15 protein-coding genes, 2 tRNA genes and 3 pseudogenes are annotated in these 24915 nt (G+C 63.5%); 15 read left to right on the forward strand and 5 right to left on the reverse strand.

The window, feature by feature from the left end; translation table 11 throughout:
* Positions 1-110: 110 nt before the first annotated feature.
* Positions 111-2537 carry a DUF1592 domain-containing protein gene (locus tag HG800_RS22755; RefSeq protein ID WP_169979877.1) on the reverse strand — a complete coding sequence of 809 codons (2427 nt, stop codon included), beginning with the start codon at positions 2535-2537 and terminating at the stop codon, positions 111-113.
* Between the two features lie 1362 nt (positions 2538-3899).
* Between HG800_RS22755 and HG800_RS22760 the strand changes: the two genes are divergently transcribed.
* From HG800_RS22760 to HG800_RS28505, 4 genes and pseudogenes are all read left to right on the forward strand, one after another.
* Positions 3900-5102: a neutral/alkaline non-lysosomal ceramidase N-terminal domain-containing protein gene (locus tag HG800_RS22760; protein ID WP_169979879.1), complete on the forward strand. Its 1203-nt coding sequence runs from the start codon at positions 3900-3902 to the stop codon at positions 5100-5102.
* A 487-nt stretch (positions 5103-5589) separates the two neighbouring features.
* Positions 5590-6696: a squalene--hopene cyclase gene (locus tag HG800_RS22765; protein WP_169979881.1), complete on the forward strand. Its 1107-nt coding sequence runs from the start codon at positions 5590-5592 to the stop codon at positions 6694-6696.
* Positions 6697-6699: 3 nt separating this feature from the next.
* The gene (locus HG800_RS22770; RefSeq protein ID WP_169979883.1) at positions 6700-7974 is read left to right on the forward strand and encodes a hypothetical protein; all 1275 of its coding nucleotides are present in this window, start codon (positions 6700-6702) and stop codon (positions 7972-7974) included.
* Positions 7975-8128: 154 nt separating this feature from the next.
* A pseudogene (locus HG800_RS28505) lies at positions 8129-8656 on the forward strand (transposase DNA-binding-containing protein); the annotation flags it as partial.
* Between the two features lie 5 nt (positions 8657-8661).
* On the opposite strand, the gene HG800_RS22780 reads toward HG800_RS28505, so the two are convergent.
* Entirely contained in the window at positions 8662-15573 is a 6912-nt protein-coding gene (locus tag HG800_RS22780) for a Calx-beta domain-containing protein (protein WP_169979885.1), read from the reverse strand.
* A 442-nt stretch (positions 15574-16015) separates the two neighbouring features.
* Here HG800_RS22780 and HG800_RS28510 point away from each other — a divergent pair.
* From HG800_RS28510 to HG800_RS27040, 4 genes and pseudogenes are all read left to right on the forward strand, one after another.
* A pseudogene (locus HG800_RS28510) lies at positions 16016-16177 on the forward strand (transposase); the annotation flags it as partial.
* Positions 16178-16314: 137 nt separating this feature from the next.
* Positions 16315-16419 (forward strand): annotated as a pseudogene (locus tag HG800_RS28515) (transposase DNA-binding-containing protein); the annotation flags it as partial.
* Between the two features lie 220 nt (positions 16420-16639).
* Complete coding sequence (locus HG800_RS27705) at positions 16640-17275, forward strand: hypothetical protein (RefSeq protein ID WP_235963896.1); 636 nt, start codon at positions 16640-16642, stop codon at positions 17273-17275.
* A 39-nt stretch (positions 17276-17314) separates the two neighbouring features.
* The gene (locus HG800_RS27040; RefSeq protein WP_206352407.1) at positions 17315-17677 is read left to right on the forward strand and encodes a hypothetical protein; all 363 of its coding nucleotides are present in this window, start codon (positions 17315-17317) and stop codon (positions 17675-17677) included.
* 441 nt (positions 17678-18118) lie between these two features.
* On the opposite strand, the gene HG800_RS22795 is transcribed toward HG800_RS27040, so the two are convergent.
* Together HG800_RS22795 and HG800_RS22800 are read right to left on the reverse strand one after the other, a co-directional pair.
* Positions 18119-18361, reverse strand: coding sequence for a hypothetical protein (locus HG800_RS22795; RefSeq protein ID WP_169979887.1), 243 nt, complete (start codon positions 18359-18361; stop codon positions 18119-18121).
* A 72-nt stretch (positions 18362-18433) separates the two neighbouring features.
* Positions 18434-18506: transfer RNA gene (locus HG800_RS22800), tRNA-Phe, on the reverse strand.
* A gap of 528 nt (positions 18507-19034) precedes the next feature.
* Between HG800_RS22800 and HG800_RS22805 the strand changes: the two genes are divergently transcribed.
* From HG800_RS22805 to HG800_RS22835, 7 genes are all read left to right on the forward strand, one after another.
* Positions 19035-19108, forward strand: a tRNA-Ile gene (locus HG800_RS22805).
* Between the two features lie 120 nt (positions 19109-19228).
* Positions 19229-20434, forward strand: a complete 1206-nt coding sequence (locus tag HG800_RS22810) for a tyrosine-type recombinase/integrase (protein WP_169979889.1) — start codon at positions 19229-19231, stop codon at positions 20432-20434.
* A 298-nt stretch (positions 20435-20732) separates the two neighbouring features.
* The gene (locus HG800_RS22815; protein ID WP_169979891.1) at positions 20733-21038 is read left to right on the forward strand and encodes a hypothetical protein; all 306 of its coding nucleotides are present in this window, start codon (positions 20733-20735) and stop codon (positions 21036-21038) included.
* A gap of 326 nt (positions 21039-21364) precedes the next feature.
* Positions 21365-22714: a DNA primase family protein gene (locus HG800_RS22820; RefSeq protein WP_169979893.1), complete on the forward strand. Its 1350-nt coding sequence runs from the start codon at positions 21365-21367 to the stop codon at positions 22712-22714.
* A 247-nt stretch (positions 22715-22961) separates the two neighbouring features.
* On the forward strand, positions 22962-23669 hold the full coding sequence (locus HG800_RS22825; protein ID WP_169979895.1) for a hypothetical protein: 708 nt from the start codon (positions 22962-22964) through the stop codon (positions 23667-23669).
* A 68-nt stretch (positions 23670-23737) separates the two neighbouring features.
* Complete coding sequence (locus HG800_RS22830; RefSeq protein WP_169979897.1) at positions 23738-23941, forward strand: hypothetical protein; 204 nt, start codon at positions 23738-23740, stop codon at positions 23939-23941.
* Positions 23942-24094: 153 nt separating this feature from the next.
* Positions 24095-24262 carry a hypothetical protein gene (locus tag HG800_RS22835; RefSeq protein WP_169979899.1) on the forward strand — a complete coding sequence of 56 codons (168 nt, stop codon included), beginning with the start codon at positions 24095-24097 and terminating at the stop codon, positions 24260-24262.
* A gap of 39 nt (positions 24263-24301) precedes the next feature.
* Here the strand turns inward: HG800_RS22835 and HG800_RS22840 are convergent, their stop codons facing one another.
* Entirely contained in the window at positions 24302-24850 is a 549-nt protein-coding gene (locus HG800_RS22840) for a terminase small subunit (protein WP_169979901.1), read from the reverse strand.
* Positions 24851-24915 lie beyond the last annotated feature (65 nt).

The raw sequence follows: 24915 nt of genomic DNA on the forward strand, positions 1-24915 counted from the left end.
AGGGAGCGGAGACGGCCTCCGGCGAGGGCTCGCGACGTGGGTGGACACCGCTCCCGGGTCGTGGACAGCGGTTCCAGACCGTCATCAAGCGGTCGAGCTTGGAACAGGACTCAAGGCATCCTAATCAGGGCTTCCGAACACCCCCCGTGAGAAATGCTGGCCAGGGCACGAGCCAGTTGATCGGTGCCGGAGAGGAGGAGGTTCTTGTATTCGTTGATGTTGCGAAAGCTGCGGCCGTCGGGCAAGACGTCGGAGGGGTCGACGGGAGGGCCGTTTCGGTAGGGCATGCGTCGACCGGAGACGGAAACAGGCTCACCGGCGCCGATGCTGCGGTAAGTGTCTCGCCAGCCACCGATGACGTCGAAGTTTTCCAGGGCGAAGCCGGGAGGATCGATGGAGACATGGCATGAGGCACAGGAAACCACTTCGCGGTGTTTGGCCAGTTGCTCGCGGATGGTCGTCGCGCCCCGGATGTCGGGCTCTACGGCTTCGATGTTGGCAGGAGGCCGAGGAGGAGGCGTGCCAAGGATGCGGTCGAGGACCCAGGCGCCCCGAACGATGGGCGAGGTGGTCGTGCCGTTGGCAGTCACCTTCATGATTGCGGCCATCGTCATGACACCACCTCGGGGGCTGTTGGGCGGGAGGTCAACCTTGCGGAAGGCGAGCCCCTCGACACCGGGAATCCCATAATGGTCGGCGAGGCGGCCGTTGAGGAAGCTAAAGTCAGAGGAGACGAAGTTTGCAAGGCTGAGGTTCTGGCGAAGGAGCTCGTCGAAGAAGAGGTAGACCTCCTGGATCATGGAGGATCGGAGGATGTCGTCGTACTCGGGATAGAGCTGGCGATCGGGAAAGGTGGCATCGATGTCCGTAAGGCCAAGCCACTGGCCGGCGAAGTTCTCGGTGAAGGCCTGTGCCCGGGGGTCGATCAGCATGCGCTCAACCTGCTCGCGAAGGGTGTCCGGCTGGCTGAGGAGCCCCTGTTCGGCGAGCTGGAATAGTTCGTCGTCGGGCATCGAGCTCCAGAGGAAATAGGAGAGGCGATTGGCCAGGGAGTACTCATCGAGCGGAGCCGGCTGGGCAGGGAGGTCATTTGATGGGGAAGGGCTCGGGGGCCGCACGCGCTCGCGGTGAAAAAGGAAATGAGGGGAAACAAGGACGGCCTTGAGACCAACCCGCAGGGCTCGCTCGAAGGAATCGCCCTCGTCTAACCTGGCTCGGACGCGGTTGAGAAAGGGCTGAATCTCGTCCTCGGTGACTGCCCGCCGGAAGGCTCGGGGCAGGAACGCCCGGAGGATCGCCTCGGCATCGGCGAGGGGTTGCTCCGAGACGACTTCGAGGCGATCAGGCTGGTCGGGCACCCGCGCCTGGGGTCTGTCGCCGAAGAGGAGGCGATAGCTAGGCGGCGGCCAGGAATCGAGGAGCGGCCCTTCCATTTCGACCCATTGCACGACCAGGCCGGGGCCCTGGTACTGCTCGGCCCCGCCCATGCGCTGGAGGTCGCGCGGCCGGACGTTCGTATCGACAAGCAAACGGATGTTTCGACCCGCCTCCATCTGTTCGACGAACTCGATGAGGGTGGGTTCGCCGGGGGGAACGTCGAAGTAGCCGATGAGGGAGGGAGGGTCTCCGAGGTTGTCGGTCCCGCCGTTGATGTGGAAGAGGACGGGCTGCTCGCTCTGATAGGCGTAGGCGGAGAGGCGGATTCGGTATTTTCCTGGGGCTCGGGTGAAGAGGTTCCAGAAGACAATCTGGATGTTCGATGCGAGATCGGAGCTAAAAATGGCGACGCCGTCGTCGAGGTGGCGATAAACGCCATGACGGCGGGCCGAGGAATCTTCGAAAAGATTGATCCGACGCTGGAAGTGAGCGGGTCGGCGATGACCGGCGATGGCGGCATCGATCACCCTGTCCGCCGCAGAGAGATAGCCCATCAATTGATAGGAGGACATGTTCAAGATTTTGGTGCTTGTATCGAAGCCGCCCGCGACACAATCGGCGGGGAGCAGGTCGGAGAGGTCGAGGTCGACGTGGAGCAGGTCGCGCACGGTGTTCTGGTACTGGACCTGGTTCAGTCGTCGCAAGACCGCTCGGCCTTGCTGAGCCTGGCGAGTGGCTTCTGCCTCAGCAACCTGGCCGTCGATCCAGGCGATCATGGCTTTCTGTTCGTTGGCGTCGGGACGGGGCTTATCCGGCGGGGGCATGGTGCCAGTTTCGAGCTGGTCGAGAACGTTCAACCAGTACTCACGGTTTTGTTTGTCGGCGAAGTCGAGCGAGAGGGACTCCACGCGGAAGTCTCCCTTGGAGTCCGAGCCGGAGTGGCAGGACCGGCAGTATTGCCCGAAAAATTGTGAGGGAAGCTGCTCCGTCGACTGAACGTCGGCCGGGGCGGCGGATGTCAGGGTCGTGGGCCCGCTCCATCCCCCTCCGACAAAGACCAGGGTCGCGATCACAAGGGGGATGCCGGCCGATCGGCCGGGGTGCGGGCGGATCGCGTAAGTCTGTCCGATCGGTCTCGATGAGAGGGGCTGGGCAGTCATGGTTCAGCCTGGCCTTTGCATTCGGAGCAAACGTGATCGGAAATCAGTAAGGCGAAGAGAGGGGCAGTCCTGGTTCCGGATGGATCGTGGCGTCGCGGGGAGCTTGAGAGCACGAGGCCGATCCCGGTACTCGTGACCGTGGTGTGGCTGTCGATTCGCATTCTATCGAGCGGGATCCTGGGGATGAAGCGGGAAGGGCGCGAGCCTGAGAGGTCGGGAGCCACCAGGGTTACCAGGCAGAAGCCGCTCCGTATGAAGCCTGAAGCGATCCGACGAACCAAGCCCTGCTATTGAAGGGCAGGAACTGGTTTGTGAACGCTCCAGGCCTGTGGGATTCAACAAGCTGATGGAATCGCGAAGTCCGAGAGAATATAATCTAAATACTAATTATCTACGAAATGATCAATCTTGATCTTGTATGACGTCGACATAAAGGATCCCAGCGGTCCCGGTCGGCCCGAGCGGGGGGACTGTCCGTCTCACTTGCGTTAAGGGGAGAGGGAAAGCACGTCATTCCATACCCCACAGTACCTCGTAGGGCTGACGACATGATGAACTCCTACCGGGAATCCCAGTGTCCTCAACACTTCCGCTCGGCTCAATCGGATCGCAGCCGCCGTTTCGACTCATTTGCAATCGAGTGTCTGGACCTGGAAGAGACCCCCTGATGAGCGTGGACAATCCGCTTCCAGCCTTGCACCCGCGAGTACCGCTCGTCTGGCCTGGGAGACAGAAGAGGGGATCACTTGAGAAATGGCCCTGGGTCCGAGGAGGAGCTCTCGCATCCGAATACGCCGGAGTCGATCTCCGACCTGTCAGCCTTCGGATGAGGTCGGTCCCGCGGCAAGCTCGCGGAGCGACGTGGTCCTTGACCGGTTACCCGCTCCCACGCGGCAGTCTGCCGATGAAGTTGGACAAGCATGCCAACTGAGGTGAGCTCTCCCCTGAGAACGTAGGATTCGGGCCCTCCAGGGCTCAGGCGAAGTGTGCCCTGCTTGGCACGCTTGCCAACACCATTTCCGTGCGCGAGAATCGGCCATAACACCGGCGAGGCACCTGCACGAATTGACAAAAAAAACTGGAGGAATATAACGATGATACGTCGGACCTCCTGGTGCCGGCATGCGGCGCTGTTTACGGCTTCCGGACGCTCGAGTGGTCCTCGAATCGGCCCGCTCGCCCCGGGCGCTGTCAACGCTCGCCGTCATCTCGACCTCCTCTCAACGGACAAGCCATCAGGCGGCACTCGAGTCCGCTCCAATCTCCGGGCCCTGCTCCTGCTGGCGGTCCTCTGGTTCTTCCCCGGGCCGGCGTCCGCGACCGGCATCCGGGCCGGCGTCCGCGACCGGCATCCGGGCCGGCGTGGCGCGGGTCGACATCACCCCCCCAATCGGGGGGCCCACCGCCGGATACGCCTCGGCCGAGCCCACCGACGGCATCCACGACCGGCTCGACGCCCGCATCCTCGTCCTGGAGTCGTCCTCGACGACGATCGCCGTGGTTGCGTGTGACCTCTGCGTCTTCAACTCCCCCTGGCTCCACGAGCAGATGCCCAAGCTCGGTATCGATCGACTCCTCCTGATCAATACGCACACCCATGCCGGCCCGGATCTCCGCGACGAGGTCTTCCCCAGCCCGGAGGAACCATGGCGCGTCACGGTGGAACGTCGCTTGTTGGAGGCGATTCGGGAGGCCCAGAAAGGGCTGTTCCCGGCTCAGTTCCTCGCGGCTGAGGGCAACATCACGCTGGGCTATAATCGCCTGGTCCGCCACGGCGACCATGCGGTGACCCAGTTCGAAAACCCCGACCACATCCCCTACGGTCCCGTCGATCCGACCGTTGGCGTGATCCGGATCACCGACGAGGAGTCGGACGTCCGCGCGGTGCTGGTGACCTACGCCTGCCACCCCGTCATTCTGGGCCCCCGCAATCGGAAGATCTCAGCCGACTACCCCGGCGTGATGCGCGACCTCGTCGAGGAGGAACTCGGCGGCGACGTGACCTGCCTCTTCCTCCAGGGCGGCGGGGGCGACATCAATCCCCTGCTCATGGCCCGGGGCGACGACCGCGACAGCGACTTCACCGTGGTCGAGCGCGTCGGGCGACGGCTGGCCGAGGAGGTCCTCGACGTCTTGGGGCGCATCGAGGACGAGCCGGGGGCCTCGAAGTCCCTGTCGAGCGCCTCGGCCGATCTGACGGTCGAGAACCGTTGGGAGCCGGACGAGGAGGTTACGCTTGGGGTGACTTCGGTGCTGATCAACGACGAGATCGGCCTGATTACCATGCCGGGTGAGCCGTTCCACGCGTTCCAGGTGGCGATCCGCCAGATGGCGGGGCTGCCGCACGCGTACTTGCTGGGCTACTGCTGTGACGGCCCCTATGCCTGGCCAAGCTACCTGCCCGATCTTCAGTCCGCGGCCCGGGGAGGGTACGGGGCCAGCGACACAACTCGGGCCGAGGTCGGAGCAGGGGAGCGGCTCGTCAACAAAGGTCTGGTGCAGCTCTTCACGCTGAGGGGACGCCTGAAGGGAGAGCCGCGGCGGCATCCCTTCGAGAACGAGTGAGGTGTGTGCTCGGGGAGCCCCTTGATGGCCTCGCCTCCCGGCAGGCCGTTCTCGTTCGGCTCGCTGTCGCGACCCGCGATCGATGGGGGCTCCCGATTCGTCGGTCGTCGATGCGTGGGAATTGGCTTGCGCTCCTCCGGATGCGTGGAGCCGTAAAGGACCGTGACCCTGAGAAGGACGAGGGGCAATAGTTGGAGCGTTGGGCAAGGACTTGGACGGTCACGTAGGTGGATGGGGTTGCCGCACGATCTGCCACCAAGGACGCACCGTCCGGCCGACCTCCGGAACCCTTTCCAGGCCGGGCCGCTGGCGCCGGGCGACTCGCCCGGAACCTTCACAATGCTCTCGTGTCCGTCGGAGGGTTGATTCCTGATGGTTCATGACGATCGGCGGAGTCTGGAGGTCGCTCGAGTCGGGAGATACCATGCGGCAAGGCAACAGTCGCCGATCTTCAATCACCGCATACGGCATCCATGGAACGGCTCCAATGAGATCGATCACAACATTTGCCCATGCTTTGTTGCTTCTTGTCGTGGGTGCGCCTGCCCTCGTGACCGCACAACAGCCAATCACCCTGAGTGATGTCGAGGAAGGCTTGCCGGAGATCAGGGAGGACGAACCGAAGCTCGGCCACTTCTCGGCAGAAGAGGCGGCGAAGTACCTGGATCGTGCGGCGCTGAACTGGCAGAAGTCAAAGAATTGTGCCACGTGCCACACCAACCTGTTCTATATGGCCGCGCGTCCTGCGCTGGCCGAAGTCCTCCCCGACTCGGGCGAGGTTCGCCGCTTCTACGAGAGTTATTCTCGGGTCCGCTGGCAGAAGAAGGGACCGACGGAAGCGCAAGGCTTCTGGCCGATCGTTGTTGGGACCGGATTGACTTTCAACGACGCGCAGACGACGGGCGAGTTGAGCGACGTGGCCCGCGAGGTGCTCGACATGATGTGGGCCGTACAACGCGAGGACGGTGGTTGGAATTGGCCGCATTGCGACTACGCGCCCCTGGAGATCGACGATCATTACGGTGTGACTCTTGCCGCGGTCACCGTTGGCATCGCCCCCGACGGCTACGCCGAGAGCCCGCAGGCTCGCGCCGGCCTTGAGAAGCTGCGCACTTATCTGGAGAACAATCCGCCCAAATCGCTGCATCATCGTGCCATGCTCGCCTGGGCTTCGGTCAGGGTCGACGGGATCGCCACGCCCGAGCAGCGCAACCAGACGTTGGCCGAACTCTTGGCCCTCCAACTCGATGACGGTGGCTGGTCCACGGCGGGCTTGCTCACGGACTGGAGAGGACTCGCCCGCGATGACGGCCAACCGCTGGCCACCGATATCAGCGACGGCTACGGGACCGGCTTCGTGATCGTCGTCGCGCGGGAGCTCGGTGTGCCGGCGGACGACCCGCGACTTGAGCTCGGCATCTCCTGGTTGCTGGCCAATCAGCGCGAGAGCGGGAAATGGTTCACCCGTTCGCCGGTTCAGGATTGCGGCAACCTCATTTCCAACGCGGGAAGCGCTTTCGACATCCTCGCCTTGCAGTCATGCGGCAAATTGCCCGGCTGGCCGTTTGGCACCACCGAACCAACAGGACGGTGAATCATGAAATCCCAATATCATTCGAACCGACGCCAGTTTGTACGAACAGTTGCCGCGACCGCAACCGTGGGCAGTCTGTTCAACGCCAGCCTCTCCAGCCTGGGGGCCACCGACACGGGGGTGATCGGCGAGACCGAACACTTCTGGTACCGCAGAGCACCAGAGGGGCCTTACATTGACTCACAGCGCGACAACAAGGCCTTCGGATTCGGCGATGGCCAAATTCTCTTGTCCGAAGACAACGGTCGGAGTTGGGCACATAACGCTGCCTTCCCTGACGCGGACAACATCACGTTCAGTTGCCTGCTCAAGAATGGAAACATCCTCTTCGCCACGCGTGAGAAGCTGTTCCTGAGCACCGACAATCTCGGGACATATCGTGAGATCATCGTCGAGGATCGCGACGGGAGCGATTACCGACCTCATGTCGCCAGGGACCCCGCTCGGCCCGGCTGGTATTTCCATCCGCTCGACGGCGTTCACACCTGGGACATCGACGGCAGGGAGATGCTCGTATGGGGCAACTACTGCAATGTGCTCGGTGGGCCGGCCCCCGTGAATATCTTTTACTCCACGAACGGCGGCGAGACAATCAAGATCGCCTATTCGTTCGGCAGGAATCCGCACTTCCAGGAGGAGGGAACCCCGCCCGAGTCGTTCCTCGGCGATCCGGAGAATCCCGTCATCTGCCGCCATCTTCACGGGGTCACTTACAATCCGGACGAGCGGGCATTCTACGCCTGCACGGGCGACATCAACCGCGGTCACAGCCACGAATGCCACTGGCTGCGCGGGACCTACCACGCCCCCACGGATCGTTGGGACTGGACCGTGCTGATCTCGGTGGACGCCAATTCGCGATACAAGTCGGGCGGCATCAATTTCGTCGCCGGACAGCTCTACTGGGCGGCCGATGCCAATGGGCCGAAGCAACCCGACGAGGAGTATGACCGCGGCATCTTTCGATGCGACCCGGCAGACCTGACCGACCCGTCGAAGCATACCCGGCTCTTCGATGCGGAGTTCGAGATGGCGAACATGATCATCCAGGATGGTGTGATCCTGGCCGGGCACTGCTCACCAGCATCAACCTATCAGACGGGCATCGCCTTCTCGCCCGACCTGGGCCGGACCTGGGTGGAATACGACCTGGCCGAGTTCGGCCCGCGCTCTCCCGTCCGGTTTCAGCCGAAGAACAGTGATGGCTGGTTCCGAGTGGACCTTCGCAAGGGATGGATCGAGCGAGGCGAGGTTCTTTTCATCAAACCAAAATCATGAATCAGCCTCCCCCCGGACGAAGCCGGCTCCTCGACCCACCGCACGCGTCTGGCGGAGTGATCTTCCCCACGAATCGCTCACCATGACCCACAAGTTGGGGGGGTGATCCCATCGCCTCCTCGGGTCGTAGGAGAGGACTGGGGCTGAACACGAACTTCGGTCCGTCAAGCTCGGTAATCGTCGTCTCAATCGATGGCTCGCGGTCCTTGTCGATTCCCTCACCGCCAGGCCGGAGGCCCGCGTCCCTCAGGCCACGGGCTTCTGGGCAGCATCCAAGACCGATTCCCGCTTCCGGGACAATGATTGGTTCTCTCCCGAGGCGATCCTAGCCGCACATTGCAACAGCGCCCACGATTCGTGGAGAAGGTCACCCGATCGGCGGCTCGTCTCGATGCGCCTGGCGTCGCGTCGCTCTGCACACCTACCTGTGTCGGGCGCGTGGAGAGTCGATCCGCAGAGTTCTCGATCCCGACAAATAGCTACGGTCCGTGTTTCCTGCACAAACTGCCTGCTCTCGCAGAGGTCAGGGTCGCTTGCGACTTCGATGAAGCTGTGTCCCTGCCTCGGTAACACCCAGGTGAACTCGGTCTGGAACTCAACTGTGAACGTTCGTCGTCGTGTCGGCATCGGTGGCCACCCGGGTTCGGGGGTACAACCTGAACCAGACGCAGGTCATCCCTGAGAGAATCAAGGCTTCCGTCGCGTGCTCGGTGAGATCTCGTCGTGGTTCAGGATCCAATCGATGATCGACTCGAACGAATTGAGCAATGGAGCCTTTCGAAAACGAGTCGGCGGGACGGGGGGCTCGGCATGGTTGAGGACTTGCCGAATGGTCTCGCGAGTGTGTCCGAAGTCTCGGGCGATCTGCCGGTTGGAGCTGTTCGTGCCACTGTCAATGGGTGTGGTCCTCGTCTCGACTAAACCGCCAGCGCCCCGTCCGCCAGCGAGGAGCCCGGCCGAACGCGCTTGTGATGGCAGATTGCCTGTTGCGCGGAGCCGGAAGTAGAGCGGGGCAAGGACCGGCACAGCGTTCGCGCCCGGAGTCCCGAAAGCCTGTTGCGTCTGGGTGCCGTCGAGCCCACTCCTGACGATCCAGTTTCCGTCTTCTGGTCGGAACACGACCGCATCCGGTCGGCCGTCACCGTCGTAATCGCCAACTGCGGCGATGTCGCCGGCGTTGCCGAATGTCACGCGGCGGCCACCCGGCGGAGGAGTACTCGTGTAGAAGGTATCGTTCGGAGCGGACTGCAGCAGGAACCAATCGGATCGGCCCGCGGCGTCGGGCAAGTCGGTGATGGAACGGAACGCCATGATGTCCGTGCGGCCGTCGCCGTCGAAATCGGCGGGAGCAGGCTGGTCGGCATTGCCAGCGGCACCGAAGACGACTGGGAAGGCGCCGGCCCTCTGGCTGTACTGAAGGTCGTTCACGCGGGATGGAAGCACAAACCACTGCGCAACGCCAAAGATGCCTCGTGCCTCGTCGAAGCGGTGAGGTACGGGGCGGAAGGTCACGATATCGTCACGACCATCGCCGTCATAGTCGCCGGGCGCCGGAAGGTCGACCCCGCTGGCCGCGCCGAAGGCCACGCGGAACGCACCGGCTGAACTCCCCAGGATGAACCACTCGGCCGCGCCGGGGGTGAGGTCGGAGTTGGCGCGGAAGGTGGCAATGTCGGTGATGCCATCGCCGTCATAGTCGGCGGGGGCCGGGCGATCCATGATGCCTGGTGCGCCGAAATCGATGATGACCGGCTCACTCCCTGGGGGCTTGCTGGACGGGATGTAGAGCCATCGGGCCAGGTCGGGGATGAGATCGCCGTTGATATCGGTCTCGGGCTGAACAACCGCGATGTCGGTGATGCCGTCGCCGTCGAAGTCGCCAGACACGGGAATCCCACCGGCGAAGCCGAGGAAGACCGAATATGTCTCCCCAAAGAGGTGGCTCGAGGGCCGAATATCAAACCGGCCCTGGCCGTACTGGGGGGCGTAGGTGTAGATCGCGAGATCGGTGATACCATCGCCGTCATAGTCACCGGGTATGGCCCGAGCGTTGGCCGCGCGGATCGGAGACGGCTGCCGCTCGACCACATCGACCGACACGTTGCGCACTGCGATCCCATCGAATCGCGTGTCGGCGCTGGCGATCGTATGGCGGATGGTCACGACATCGTCGCCGGTTGTGCCCTCGGGGGCAACGCGTCGGACGTTCACGGCACGCGGCACCCTCCAGTTGGCCGGAGTAAAGACAAGCTGGTGGGTCGAAAGATTCAGAGGGCGATCCGTGGACAAGGAGATCACCACGTCGGAGGTCGGCGGGGCGGTCAGCACGATTGAGTAACTGTCGGCAGGGCCCCCTGCCACCACCGCGGTGGCCCCACCCGACTCCAAGATGAGCACCCCAACAGGGCCGGTGGGTGTCGCCTCGGGAGTACCACCGTCAGCACCCACGTTGATCCTGGCTCCACTGGGCTGAGGTTGGCGAGAGGCGTCGGCCGATGGGTCACCCGCTGCGATGCCGGGCGAGCCGCTCCGCAGGCGGAAATTGTCGTCGCGGCCGCCATCGATGCCCGTGACCGGGTCGAACCCGAGGATTCCATCGGGGCCAGCCGGGTCCATGAACTGCGGATCGGCCACAAGACTATTGAAGTCGACGCCCACCTCGGCCCGCCAGTCGAAAATCGACGTAAACTCGCCCCCGGACCAGCCTATCTTTCCCGACCCCGTGAGTTTGAACAGGTTGAAATCACTTGTGAAGTTGGTCTGACCGTTGTTGGCGAGGTGGATCGCGTGGCCGCTGCCTACCTGGACGATGTTGGAGGTGAACCGGACGTCGCGGGCCGTCCAGCCGGTGGGTGGGCTGACCTCGAAGCCCTGTCCGCCGGGCTGCACGATCGTGTTGTTGAAGATCTTCGGGCCAGCCGCGCCCTGGATCTGGATGCCCGCTTCGCGATTACCGTAAATCAGGTTGTTGCGGATCGTGCCCCGGAACGGAATAGGCCTGAACTGGCTGAATAAATGCGTGGTGATCTCGTCATAGTGCTGTCCGACCACACCAATGCCATTGCCATAGACCCGGTTCCCGACCACCTCACCGGTATCGTGAACCGATATGCCGATGTTGGAATTTCCAAAGACGATGTTGTCCTGGATCAGGGCCGGACCATTGGTCAGCCATCCGAAGGCGCGTCTGAACGGCGCGTGTACGATCCCGTCCCGGTTGCCGGAAACCGTGTTGCCGATCGCCTGGGTGCCGGCCCGAAGAACGAGGCCGGCCTCGAGTCCTCCGGAGACCGTGTTGCCCCGAACAGAAATGCCCGGACCCGCCGCGTCGATACCAGTTCCGTGCGAACCGATCACCTCGTTGCCTTCAATCCAAACCCGAGCGCTTTCCGACGTCAGGACCCAGATGGCAGCGGTATTCCAGCTGGTGTCGCGGATCCGATTACCTCGGATCAGCCCAGCCCTGTCCGTTATCAGCGCGAGGCCGCCGGAGTTCCTGAGAAGATCGTTGTTCTCAATGATCGCGTCGGAGCCCTGGATAAGAAGGACATTCGAGCCGTAACTTGCCGAACTCACGATCGTGGAGTCCACCAGGCGGGCACCGTTGGACTGGCTCCACAACGCGTGTTGGCTGTTCGACCGAAACGTCGAGGCGACGATCGCCGGTCGATGGCTGGCCGACGAGATCTCCACGCCGATCCGAACATCCCCAAGCTCGACGCCTCGGACGGCCAGGTCGGTGCTCCCGGACCCGGCGGCGCGGATGCCCACATCGGCCCGCACGATGCTCAAATCGGCGATCACGACGCTGGTGGCGTCGGTCACTTCGATCCCGACCGCCCCCTCCGACTGGTTGTTTCGGTCCAGCGAGGTGCCGGTCCATCGTGCCAGGCGGTACTGGGAGGCAATGGCTTCGGCGGAGAGCACGCGATCGAACAAGACGACCTCGTCGATCGACCCTTTCCAGTACTGCTGAACATCTGGTTGAGAGTACGAAGGCACGCCGCCGCCGATCTCCAGGGGCGCCGAGGATGGCGACGGAGACCACATGGCGGCGGTCCCGGCGAGTTGACCGTTGACATACAGCGAGGCCGTCGAGCCGTCGTGGGTGACGGCGACATGCGTCCAACCCGCCGCTGGCCGCGGAACCGACAGTAACCACTGAGAAAACGAATTGAAGACCTGGAACCACATGGTGTCGTGTCTGTACTCCAGCCGCCAGCCGTGGCCATAGTAGCCATAGGTCGCGTCCACTTTCGAGGCGATCGGCATGGCATCGTCCTGATTGCCCCGATCATCAATCCAGGCCGCGAACGTGAACTGCTGCGGGTTCAGTAGGGGGGAATCCGGGATGACGACCGAGCCGGTCTTGCCGTCGAACTCTGCCGCGCCATCCGTGGACGGCGCGGCCTCGACACGACGAATGCCTCCGACGTACCTCCCGTGAAGCCCGCGGCCGGCGGCGTCGAACGCCGTGTCGCTGACACCGGCCTCGCCCAGCCGCCAGTAGGCGACCGGGTTCTCCGCGAGAATGGCCGCCGGGTCGATCAAGGGCATCACCGCGACCTGACCTGCTCCAATGATGCGCACGCCCGAGTGCGCCGGGCCCAGCGACACGTTCCTTGCCAGGGTGTACGCGCCGGCGTCCACATAGATCGTGTCGCCCGGCTGGAAACTGTACCGCAATAACAGGCCCGTCAGGCTCGCCATCGGGGTCGCGGGAGACCTGCCGTCGTTGGCATTGTCGCCCGGTGCAATGGTGAAGACGTCGCCCAGGGTCGAGGCGTCATTGACGTAGTACACCGCCCCCGGCGCGTCGTCGTCGCGGATGGTGCCCGTGGCCCGGTCTCCCCCGTCTGCAATCGAGGCATTAACCGGGTTTGCCAGTCGCACGAAAAACGTCTCGTCCCCCTCGCTCGTCAGGTCGCCGAGGACATCGACGGAGATGCGCTGGAGCGTCTCGCCCGGCTGGAAGGTGATTGTGCCGGCGATCGGGCGGTAGTCGTTGCCGCCAGAGGTGGCCGTGCCGTCAGCCGTGGTGAAGTCGACCGAGACCGGCACCGACTTGCGCCGAGAGAGCGACACGATGAAGGTCATCGGCGAAGGACCGCCATTGCCCTCCTCGCGTGAGGCATCGCGGATCGAGATGGCCGCGTCGTCGTCAACGATCACCCCGGCCGCCCGCGTCTCGTCGAAGCGCACGAGGTCCTCGCTACTGATCACGACGGCGAAGGACTCATCCGGCTCGGAACGGGTATCGCCACGGACCAGCACCTTCACATGCTGCGTGAGCGGTCCGCCAGGCACGAACGTCAGAGTGCCCGAGACAGGAATGTAGTCACCGTCTGCCACCGTGGCCGATCCGTCAGCCGTCGCATACGCGATCGTCAATGGGCCGGTCGGAGCCCTCGAGAGCGTGACAGGGAAGACGAACTCGGTCGTGCCGATGTCCCCCTCAATAGCCTCCGCCCCCGCGATCGTCACATGCGGCACGCCATAGATGTTCGGGTCGAGAAAGATGCTGAATTCAGAGGGTGTCCCAGGGTTGGGAGGTAGATCGAGCGCCTGCCACTGCTCAAAGGGACTGTCGGGCAAAGCGCTGGCGATTGTTACGGATGAGGGATGACTTGATCCGGAAACGCGGATGGTGAAGTTCCCGCCTGGGGGTAGCGGCAGGTAGACAGAAGCCGTAGCGGTGGTCGCTAGAGAACTGGTCCCATCAAGGTCAGCGATTGGAAGATCCGCGAACGGGACTGCGTCGGGGATCTGGTTTCGCACGATCTGCCCCCCGACAGTTACGGAGGAGACTCGTCCATGGGGATCGATGAGCGAGAGCTCGAGATCGTGGTCATCGGAGCTTGCCGTGACGTAGAGTCCGCTGACATCGGGCGGGTCAACGACGTAGCCGCGTGTTTCGAAATTGGGATATGGGAACTGCGCGTAGTCGCTTAGAAGGACGTGATCGAATCCGGGATCGTTAATAAAGAAGGTGTCGCCGGCAATGCCCGTGATCAGGACGAAATGAGAATTACCGGGCCTGGTGAGACTGGGGACCCAAGAGATGATTGGCATACCGGTTTCCAAGAGCCTGTCCCGGAGTTTTTGCGGGTTGGACGTGGTGAAGGGGACCCAGCGGTAGTTCGATGCGCCGACGTGGTTGATGACCATGCGAGCGGCGATTCCGAAATCAATCCGGGCGTTGAGGGGGACCGAGCCAGCACTCTCGCGGACGAGCAATGTGTTGAGAGTTGAAGGATTCAGAGGCTGCGGAGAGCCATCTAAGGTGATGGTGTTGATGCCCGCCGCGTGCAGCGACATGAACAGGCTGGTCAGGGCACAGCCAAAGCCGCCGATAGTGTCAGTGGGATGCAGCAGCAGTTGCTGTGTTTTCCATAACGGATTTCCCTGCTTGGAGGAGATTACGTCCATCTTGAGTGGCATTGACCGCACAGTGTTTTGAGGGTCGAACACGCCCAAGGAATTCTGGCGATCGGCAACGGCGATGAGGTAGAAGGCACCCTCGGGAACGCCCTGGAGCTTCTTGCCTGGCACCACGATGGGTTTCCCCGCACCGGCGTTAAGCCGATCATAAGGGATCGTAGTGGTGTGGATCGGACTATTCCCGAGGACGTCGGCCGGGTAGTTCGGCCCCTTTGCCCAGAAAAACTCGACGGGAACCTCCGCGTTCGGGACGGGGCCCACCGGTGGGGCTTTGAGGATAGGGTCTGGCCCATTGACCTGATACTCGAACTTGACCCCGCCCTCCTTCTTGCCGGACCAGGTCAGCTCAGTCAACTCGATCGAAGTCTTCTTCTCGATCCGCATCTCCACCGTTGTATCGACGATCCAGCCCGCATTGTTGGGCGGCCCGGGAGAGACAACACCGAGCGTGTTGGTCACCATGGTCGACAGGAAGCGGAAGTTCAGCGTTTCGCCGATACGGGTAGGGATCTCCATGGTCTTCGAGAGGCCGGGGCGCGGGCCGACAGACCAGATTCCCTGGCCGCCGAGGTCGACGCGATCCTCGGCCGTCCAGGTCGGGTGGTGCCCGTTGCCAACCAGCATCTGGTAATCGAACCTCGTGACGGCGTCCTTCGACGCGTACGTTGGGATGGCCATGTCAAGCGTGAGCCGCAATGTGACCGGGTCGCCGTCCTGCTCGTCGGGCTCGCTCTTCTCGATCTTGATCTCCACCGGCACGCCAAGGTTACCAGCAGGGTCGGCCAGGCCGATCTGCTGCGAGACCGACGCCACCCCAGGCTGGTGCAAATTGACGTTGGTCCAGAGGCTCAGCTCAACCCCGCCGTCGCCGTCGGTCAGGGGAGTTGATCCGAGGGCAACCTTCGAAAGGGCCCCCCCAACGGTACGCTCGAACACTTCCTGGGCCGTGCCGGAGAGGTCGGTGAGCCGACCCGGCGTCTGGAACGCGTTGTTCATCCGCGCCAGCTCGGACAGTCCACCGACGATGGTCAGGATCGCCGGTTGATCGCGCCGCTCCAGGTTCTCCAGCCGGGGACGACTGGCTCTCCGTGCGGCCCGACGGCCCGATCCGATCGCCTTGCCAGTCCACTTTCGCGAGGGGAATTTCTGAGGGTCCATGGTGTCTTCGTGAGTCAGGGGTGCGATGTGGCATCGGACGCTGAGCCTGGCGTTCCTGTGATTGAGGTCGCTTATAGACAGGGCCGCAGACAAGGGATGTTGGATCGTAATTTCAAATGCCAAGATTAGGTCAGCCAGAACAAATTGACAAAATGACTCGAAAAGTCAACTGTGTAGACGTCTCGGCACGAACAGTGGCTCAACTCGTCTCATCTCATGTTGCTTCATGGCAACGCGTTCTGGCTCCAGATGATGCGGCCTCGTGCAGTTTGACGTGATCGTTCGTGTTGAGCGTTCGCATTGCTCGAAGCTGAAGAGCTCATGCCCCCGATCGATCGATCACCTCGGCCGCTGTTCAAGGCTATCCGGTGATGAGGCCACCTCGTAAACTCTTGCTCCATCAGGAGGTCCGCACCCAACGCCGACAACGGAGCACGGTCCGATGCGAAAGCCCTACCCCTCCGACCTCACCGACGATCAGTGGGCCACCATCGAGCCGCTGATCCCCGTCTACGAGGTCGGTCGGCCCCGGGAGGTCGACATGCGGGAGGTGCTCAACGCCATCCTCTACCTCAACCGCTCCGGCTGCCAATGGGACATGCTGCGTAAGTGTCCGGCTGAGCTTTCGATTACCCACAAGTCGCCGGTGTCGCGGCCCGGCTGCGGGGACTACAGTCAGGGCTCGGCTGAGATCGTCAAAGCGCTTTCCCTCTGCTCAGGGCCATCGCGATAGACGACTGGGTGGATCACGAACTCGACGGCTGCCAGTTCCCCGACCGGCGTCTGAGGACGAGGCTGGGCAAGCTGCTCGGCAACCTCGGACAGCGGATCGGCGCCACCACGCCGATGGCCTACCGGGACTGGGCCGCCACCAAGGCCGCCTCCCGCTTCTTCAGCAACCCCTGGGTCGACGATGGGGTCATCCTGGCCGGCCACCTCGCGGCCACTCGGGCCCGCTTCGAGGCGACGACCGGTCCGATCCTCGTCCTGCACGACACGACCGAGTTCAGCTTCACCCGCGCCAACCCCGAGGCGATCGGCCGGCTCTCGCTCCTGAAGACCCGGCATGCCACCGTCACCCTCTGCGGCCTGCTTGATGCACTCCAGCCTCGTCCTCACCCCCCAGGGGGTGCCGCTCGGCCTGGCGGCCGTGAAGTTCTGGACCCGCGAGAAGTTCAAGGGGACCAACGCCCTGAAGCGGACGGTCAATCCCACCCGGATCCCGATCGAGCAGAAGGAGAGCGTCCGCTGGCTGGAGAACCTCACGCAGTCCACCGAGCTGCTCGGCGACCCGTCTCGCTGCGTCCACATCGGCGACCGCGAGGCCGACATCTACGAGTTGTTCTGCACCGCCCGGCAGGCCGAGACGCAAGTCCTGGTCCGCACCTGCGTCGACCGCCTGGCCGAGGACGGCGACACGACGATCTCCCGGGTGATGAGCCACATGCCGATCCTGGGCGTCCATGAGGTCGAGGTCCGGGACGCCAGGGGCCGTGCCGCGACCGCCGAGGTCGAGCTGCGCGTGCGACGGATGACCGTGCGGCCTCCGATCGGCAAGCAAGACCGCGACCCGGCGTTGTCGCTGACGGTCATCCACGCCCAAGAGCGCGGGACTCCCGAGGGTCGGGAGCCGATCCGCTGGGACCTGCTGACGGACCAAGCCGTGGCGGGCCTCCCCGACGCGGTCGAGCAGCTGGACTGATTCGCCCATCGCTGGAAGATCGAGACGTATCATAAGATTTTGAAGTCGGGCTGCCGGGCCGAGCAGGCCCGGCTCCGGACGGCCGAGCGGCTGACCAACCTACTGGCAGTACTCTGCATCGTCGCCTGGTGGGTCTTCTGGCTGACGATGACCAACCGGGCGACGCCCGAGGTCGCCCTGACGGCGACCGAAGTCGCGATCCTGGACCAGCTCGGTGGGGACACGACCGGGCCGGCGAGGCCGACGGTGTCGCACTCCCTCGTGGCGATCGCCAAGCTGGGCGGCTACCTGGCGCGGACGAAGGACCCGCCGCCGGGGAACATGGTGATCTGGCGCGGGCTGACCCGACTCATGGACATCCAGCTCGGCTTCGAACTCAGCCGACGACTTGTGGGTAACTGAAAGCTCGGCCGAACGCTTACTCTTGTTCAGCACGAGCCAGACCATGGCGTCGAGGTCCACTCGATCCGCTTCGAGGGTGATCGCCTCGTGGGACCGGCAACCGGTCTCCCAGTGGGCCGTCAGCAGGTTGCGAAACGGCTGGTCGCCGTCGCCCGCGATCAGGGTACGGACCTCATCCTCGGTCGGCACCAACTCCCGCCGCAGGGGCGTCGGCCGCTCCATCCGCTCGATCGGATTGGGGCGCAGCAGGCCGACCTTGCGGCCCCAGGAGAAGGCCGCCTTGACCGCGGTGATGGCGTTGAACCGCGTCGTGGCATTCTAGGACAGACTCGGGGCCTCGGCCCAGCGCTGGATGTCGATCGGCCGGGCGTCTTCCGGACGACGGGCCCCCAGGACCTTGGCGGCCGGTTTGAGGAAGCGACGATCGCCGTCGTGGGTCGATTACGATCGCTCCCCGCGTTCGACGGGGCGGGCAACGTCTTCGAGGAACTCATTGAGCAGTTCGCGGACGCTGAGCGACCTGGCAATCGGCGCCATGCCGCAGTCGGCCAACCACTGGTAGAGTTCACGCTGGGCCTCTGCCCTGCCTCGATCCTGGCTGCAGAGACGCACCTGGACGCCCGCGATCTGGGTGTAGTAAGCTATCCGGGCTTTCCAGAGCCACGGTTTCGGTTTTCTGAACATCGATCACGAACTCCCCGGAAAGTGTGTCGGGGACCGTGTCGATTCGAGGGGGTGACTAGACGTAAGTCCAAGTGGGCAGAGCCGGGATCGAACCGGCGACACCAGGATTTTCAGTCCTGTGCTCTACCAGCTGAGCTATCTGCCCTTTATTCACTCGAAGGATGATTATCGTACGAGGTCGAAGGAGGCCTGTCAATGGTCCGGTTTGAGACGAGAAGAGCAAGTCAGTTGATCGGGGCAACTCCTGATCCGAGTCAAGGTATGAAGACAGATGGGGGTTGAGTTGGCATGTTCGAGGATCGGCCAGGGACGTCTGACACGGAACACGGAACACATTTCTCAACCGCCTTTAAGACCGACACTGGCAACACTCACGAAGTTCATGAAAAACATTCGGAGGCTCCTTGAAAGAAGCCCAAGGGAGTTGGCAAGCAGCATAACCCCAAGCATCGATCTGGTTTGGAGTGATGAGGCGCAACGGAACCGCCAGTCTCTCGCACCGGTCAGAAGGGGTGATCTGAGGGAATGCCACGGCAAGCCTCGCAGGACTGTCTTGAGGGCGGAATCGGGAAATTCGTCAGCGCCGAGAATCACGAGCGAGCCCTTTCATGATCGCTGGATGGTTGACACCCGGCGACGACCGGTTAGAATCGTGCCATCACTCCCGCGAGTCGGGCGCATAGCTCAGTTGGTCAGAGCGCACCCCTGATAAGGGTGAGGTCCCAGGTTCGAATCCTGGTGCGCCCATTCATCACAAGTCCCACGCCGAACACGTCTTGCGTGTACCCGCCGGTGGTCGGCGGCGCGGCCCGAAGGTAGTCCGATGGTGGTAGCACTACCACCGAGGCCCCTCGGCGAGTCGCGTCCATGCCCTCCCGATCACTCCGAGTCCCTTCCTACACCCATCACAAGCCCACCGGTCAGGCCCGCGTCCGGATCGACGGACGGGACATCTACCTCGGCCGGTTTGACACCGACGAGAGTCGTGAACGCTATCGACGCGTGATCGCCGAATGGCTCTCGACCGGCTCACTTCCCGAGCCGGGCCATGCTCGTGCCGATCCGGACGACCAACGGCCATCGGAAGGGCCGACCGTCGCCGAATTGCTGGTGCGGTTCCTCCGTCATGCCGAGACGCACTACCGTCACGCGGACGGGACCCCGACCGGGACGACCGAGAAGTTCAAGGTCGCCCTGAGGCCGCTCCGGAACCTCTACGCGCGATCGTCGGTTGCCGAATTCGGCCCGAGGGCGCTCAAGGCCCTGCGAGAGCAACTGGTCCGGGACGGACTCGGCCGCTCGACGATCAACTACAACGTCGGGAAGGTCGTCCAGGTGTTCAAGTGGGGCGTGGCCGAGGAGTTGGTCCCCCCGGCCGTCTACCAGGCGCTTGCCGCCGTGCCCGGACTCCAGCGGGGGAGGAGCAACGCAAGGGAAACCGAGCCGGTCGGGCCCGTCCCCGATGCGTACGTCGATGCGGTGCTGCCCCATGTCTCCCGTCAGGTCCGGACGATGGTCGAGCTGCAACGGCTCACCGGCATGAGGCCCGGAGAGGTGTGTCAGATGCGGACGCGCGACATCGACACGTCCGGACGCATCTGGCTCTACCATCCTGAGCGGCACAAGACCGAGCACCACGGCCGGCAGCGGACCATCTACCTCGGGCCGAAGGCTCAAGCGATCCTCTCCCCCTGGTTGCGGACGGAGCTCGAAGCGTTCCTGTTCTCCCCGGCCGATGCCGATGCCGAGTTCCGGGCGAGGAAGCGGGCGGCGAGGAAGACCCCGGTCCAGCCGAGCCAAAAGGGCCGCCGTCAGGCGACTCCGAAGGCACGGTACAGCGACCACTACACGCCATCGGCATACGGCTATGCGGTCGCGCGGGCCTGCGACAAGGCCGGTGTGCCGCGATGGAGGCCGAATCGACTCCGGCATGCCGCTGCGACTCGCTTCCGGAAGGAGTTCGGGATCGACGCCGCACGGGCGCTCCTCGGCCATTCCGATGTGACGACGACTTCCATCTACGCCGAACGGGACGAGACACTTGCCGTCATGGCGATGAATGCAATTGGGTGATGCTGTTTCCTCTTGACGGCACTGAACTGAATCTGTAAACTTTTGAACAGGTTGAATGATTCGCGTGGCCGAGGAAGCCTCGGCCCATCGGCCGGTCCAGGGGATCGACCAGCGATCGCAGGTGTGTACTTGCTGCCCCGACGTTTTCGGTGTCGGGGCGGATGCCCTTGCCGCTGTTTGAGCCACCGATCCGCCGATGAATGCGACCACATTCCGAGCATCGAAAGCAACCGGCCGATACGGCGAGTCCGTGTCGATGCCGGTTTTTTCGTGCGCCCGCATCATCTGGAGAGCCTCTATGAATCTCGCAACCGACCGGAACCAGCGCGTCCAGCTCCGCGACTTGCCAGGCGTCGAGGGGCTCGACTTGCACGTCAGCACGCTTTTTCGATGGGCGTCTCGTGGAGTCCTCGCACGGGACGGTAGCCGCGTCCGTTTGCGGACGACACGCGTCGGCGGTCGGGTCTACGTCCGACTGTCGGATTTCGATGCGTTCAACGATCGGCTCAATGCCGAGTCGGGAGGGCAAGGCCCCGACGCGAGCGAGCGACGGCGCCGGGAAATCGATCGGGCCGAGGCGGAATTGGCTGCGCTGGGCGTGTGAAACGCAAACGGCCCGGCGGAGGGGCAATCCGCCGAGCCGAAAGATTGTGCGACTGGTGAACGAGAAAGGAGATTCGCTGTGCCATCACAGGATACGCGATTCGGTCGTCCGAAACAAGCCAATCGCATCCCGATTCGCCTCGTTGTGCACATGCTGAGACGAGGCTGGATGCTCGTGCAATCGGCAGATGGATGGTGGTCGATTGCCCCCTTGCACCGAGGAACTGCCAAGGGGGGCCGCTAATGAGTCGCGACATCGAGATGCCTTCGATTTTTGCACCACCGAGCTTCCCCCTTGTTTCGAACGTCCAGGAGGAAGTGTCCGCGTTGCCATCGCCGAAGATGTTTTCCACGACCGACCTTGGCAACGCGGAACGACTCGCGCACTGGCACGGGGAGGACATTCGCTGGGTCGTTTCCTGGCGAAAGTTCCTCGTGTTCACCGGCAAGCGATGGGAGCTGGACTACTCCGCGGTTGAACGCTTCGCAAAGCTGGCGGTGCGGCGCATCTACTCCGAGGCCGCCTGCCACCACGGAGAGAGCGAGCGGAAAGCGACCGCTGAATGGGCAAAGAAATCGGAATCTCTCGACAAAATCAGGGGGATGATCAGTCTCGTTGCCAGCGAGGAAGGAATCCCGATCCGGACTGACGTGCTGGACCGTGATCCCTGGGCGTTGAACGTGCTCAATGGCACCCTCGATCTCCGAACCGGCACGCTCGGGCCACACCGGAGAGAAGACGTTATCACCAAACTCGCCCCGGTGGAGTACGACCCTGACGCTGAGTGTCCGCTGTGGGAAGCCACGCTTGAACGCGTTTTTAATGGTGACGAAACGCTCATTGGGTACTGGCAACGGCTCTGTGGTTACGTCATCACGGGAGACGTGTCCGAGCAAGCGCTGCCTATCCTGTACGGGACAGGGGCGAATGGGAAATCGACATTGCTGAATGTGCTCCTCGACCTGCTTGGGCCTGACTATTCGATGAAGGCCCCGCCTGACTTCATCATGGCCCGGAGGCAGAGTGTTCACCCCACCGAACGGGCTGACCTGTTCGGGCGCCGCCTGGTCGTCGCGATCGAGACATCAGAAGGGGGGCGTATGGATGAGACACTGGTCAAGGAATTGACCGGCTCGGACAAGATTCGAGCCCGACGAATGCGCGAGGACTTCTGGGAATTCTCCCCAACCCACAAGTTGATGCTTTGCACCAATCACAAGCCCGAGATTCGCGGCACCGATCATGCGATCTGGCGTCGGCTGAAACTCGTGCCGTTTCTGGTCCGCATCCCGGAGGGCGAGCAGGACAGGGCGCTGCCCCTCAAGCTTTCGAAGGAACTGCCCGGCATTCTGGCCTGGTGTGTCCGAGGGTGCCTTCTGTGGCAAGAGCATGGGCTCGCCCCACCGGACGCCGTCACCGAGGCGACCACCGCCTATCGGGCCGAGCAGGACGTTCTGGGGTCGTTCCTTGACGACGAGTGCGTCATCAACGGACAGGCGAAAGCCAGGGCGAGTCAGCTTTGGACACGCTACGAGGAATGGGCTAAACGCAACGGAGAGGACGCACTCGGTACTCAACGGAAGTTTGGCCAGGCAATGACCGAGCGAGGTTTCGAGCGATTTAAGAACAACGGCGCCTGGTATCGCGGGGTCGGACTCCGCGACGACCGGGCTTGAACCCAACCGAGGAACTCAACGTGACGGAACCACGGAAGGAAACGGAACCACATTCCGGTATAGCGCTCTCGCGAGCGTGTATGAAGCGCTTATACCCAAACTCGGTTCCGTTCCTTCCGTTCCTTCCACGACGAGTCCGTTCATCCTTCCGAATCGGACTGTAACGCCGTTACATTCACCCAATCACCCATCCTTGTAACGCCGTTACAAGAGTGCTTGCAATTACTTATTCGCTAAGGAGGTTCCCATGTCCACCGATACCACCACCGCCCCCGACCCGAAGATTCTCGATGAGGTCCGTCTCCAGGGGCCGGACCTGCTGCCGGGTTCCCACGAGCGCATCGCCAGCCTCTTGAGCACCGACCCGAACATCCGAGCGGCCCGGCCCGAGGCCATGGCGCGGGCCGTCGCCGAACATCTTGAGCGAGTGGCCGAGCGGTTCCGTGATCCCGACGCACCGGCCCCCGAGAGCAAGTCACCGGCCCGTCGTTACCTGAAGGCGCTCGAAGCGGCCGGCGTGGTGCAGGATGCCGAGCGGGCCTTCGCCGAGGTGGCCACCGCCGTCGCCCCGCTGGCGGGTCCTAGCCAACTTGAGCACATCCGGCGCAAGCTCGCCGATCGGGACTTTGCCAACAAGCACGCGACCATCGCCCACAAGCCGGGGCCGAGCCCGATGGAGCGGCGCATGCGGGACCTGGCCGGTCAGCATTTCGCGGACCAGCCCGACGAGGTGCGACTCCGCATCGGCACGTACACCGACCTGGCCCGGCCCGGTGTGAGCGAGGCCGAGGCCATACGCATGGCCGCCTCTCGGGTCGGGCTCGGCCCCGAGGATGGCCGGCGCCAGGCGACCCAGCTTCGGGACGGCAGCGTTGCCCACGGAGTAGGGGCATCGGCGACCCGCAAGCCCGCCGCCTGGAATACGAGCGGCACCCTTCCCAGCGTCCGAATCTGACCCGACCCTCGGCCGGTGTTGCTGCCTGTCACGGTGCGACACCGGCCCCGATTGAGGAGGACCGACCCATGCCCCCGAATCACGATGTCCTGGCCGCGCAGCGTCATGAGCAACTGCTGTGCTGGATCAGTGAGCTTGCCGCGGCGATCCAGGCCCTTGCCGATCGGCTCGACGTTCCGGTGAGCGTGCCGACCGAGCCACCGCCCCGCCGACTCGACCCGCCTTGTCCATTGGACGCAAGGCCCCCTCGCATCGCAGGAGAGCATCCGTGAGCTATCCCGACCGTTCCCGCCTGGTCCCCGATCACGTCAACCTGAGGCGCTTGCAGGACGCCTACGAACGCCAGGGCCGACGCCTCGCCGTCCTGGAGATGCTCGTTGACCGATTGGCAGCACAGGCCGGCATCCCGTGGCCGATTCTCGACGATGACCCGCGTCGTTCAGGGCCGCAAGGCCGCCAGCGTCCGCGGTGCCCTGCGAGCACTCCGCGACGGTTGCCCACTCGCCGAAACCAACTGGTACACCGGCGAGGACAACGAGCATGAAACCGGCCTGCCCTCGCCCCCGAAGGCAAAGGCCAAGGCCCGGCGATGACCGTTTCCACCTTTTCCAACCAAACACACAAGCAATCAATCACTTGCCCGTGATGACGGCCTTCAACTCGTCGATGCTCATGGAGTCCACATTGATGCTCACGGTCGAGCCCTCGCTGGTCAGGCCGTGAATCTTGCTCAGATGGGAGAGCGCATCGGCACGAGAGTACCAATAGATTTGTTCGTGGCCCGACTTGCCGTGCATCCCGATCCGTTGGATGAACCGCCCGACGTTGAGCCGCTCGACCGCATCCCAATCGACCACCCGCCGCCCGTCCTCGGCGGTCGTGTAGACCTTCCCGGCCACCGTCGCCGGGTCGAAGGCCGCAATCTCGCTGATGCGGAGCAGCACCTCGCCCGCCCGCATCGCGTGTTGTTCGGCCATCGCCTCGATGGCACGCGCGACGGCCGGGTGAGCCATGACGCGGGACGCCTTGGCCACCGGCTGCGCGTATCCCGCCCGCTTGGCCGCCTGCACCGCCGACAGCCCCTCGATGATGCCCAGCACGAAGGACCGCTGCCGATGGTTCAGGCCCGCCATGACATCGGCCGGCGGCCCCGGCGACTTCTCTAGTTTATATTCGCTCATACGTCGATGCCTCATGTCGGGGGCACGCCGAAATGCCCTGTATTCGAGGGGACCGAACCCTGACC

It is taken from the genome of Tautonia rosea, from assembly GCF_012958305.1.
Classification (GTDB): domain Bacteria; phylum Planctomycetota; class Planctomycetia; order Isosphaerales; family Isosphaeraceae; genus Tautonia; species Tautonia rosea.

Coding starts and splice junctions, on each gene's coding strand:
- HG800_RS22765 (WP_169979881.1), top strand. CDS start 5,590: ATGAGATCGATCACAACATTTGCCCATGCTTTGTTGCTTCTTGTCGTG.
- HG800_RS22825 (WP_169979895.1), top strand. CDS start 22,962: ATGTCCACCGATACCACCACCGCCCCCGACCCGAAGATTCTCGATGAG.
- HG800_RS22755 (WP_169979877.1), bottom strand. CDS start 2,537: ATGACTGCCCAGCCCCTCTCATCGAGACCGATCGGACAGACTTACGCG.
- HG800_RS27705 (WP_235963896.1), top strand. CDS start 16,640: ATGCCACCGTCACCCTCTGCGGCCTGCTTGATGCACTCCAGCCTCGTC.
- HG800_RS22815 (WP_169979891.1), top strand. CDS start 20,733: ATGAATCTCGCAACCGACCGGAACCAGCGCGTCCAGCTCCGCGACTTG.
- HG800_RS22840 (WP_169979901.1), bottom strand. CDS start 24,850: ATGAGCGAATATAAACTAGAGAAGTCGCCGGGGCCGCCGGCCGATGTC.
- HG800_RS22810 (WP_169979889.1), top strand. CDS start 19,229: ATGCCCTCCCGATCACTCCGAGTCCCTTCCTACACCCATCACAAGCCC.
- HG800_RS22780 (WP_169979885.1), bottom strand. CDS start 15,573: ATGGACCCTCAGAAATTCCCCTCGCGAAAGTGGACTGGCAAGGCGATC.
- HG800_RS22770 (WP_169979883.1), top strand. CDS start 6,700: ATGAAATCCCAATATCATTCGAACCGACGCCAGTTTGTACGAACAGTT.
- HG800_RS22835 (WP_169979899.1), top strand. CDS start 24,095: ATGACCCGCGTCGTTCAGGGCCGCAAGGCCGCCAGCGTCCGCGGTGCC.
- HG800_RS22830 (WP_169979897.1), top strand. CDS start 23,738: ATGCCCCCGAATCACGATGTCCTGGCCGCGCAGCGTCATGAGCAACTG.
- HG800_RS22795 (WP_169979887.1), bottom strand. CDS start 18,361: ATGTTCAGAAAACCGAAACCGTGGCTCTGGAAAGCCCGGATAGCTTAC.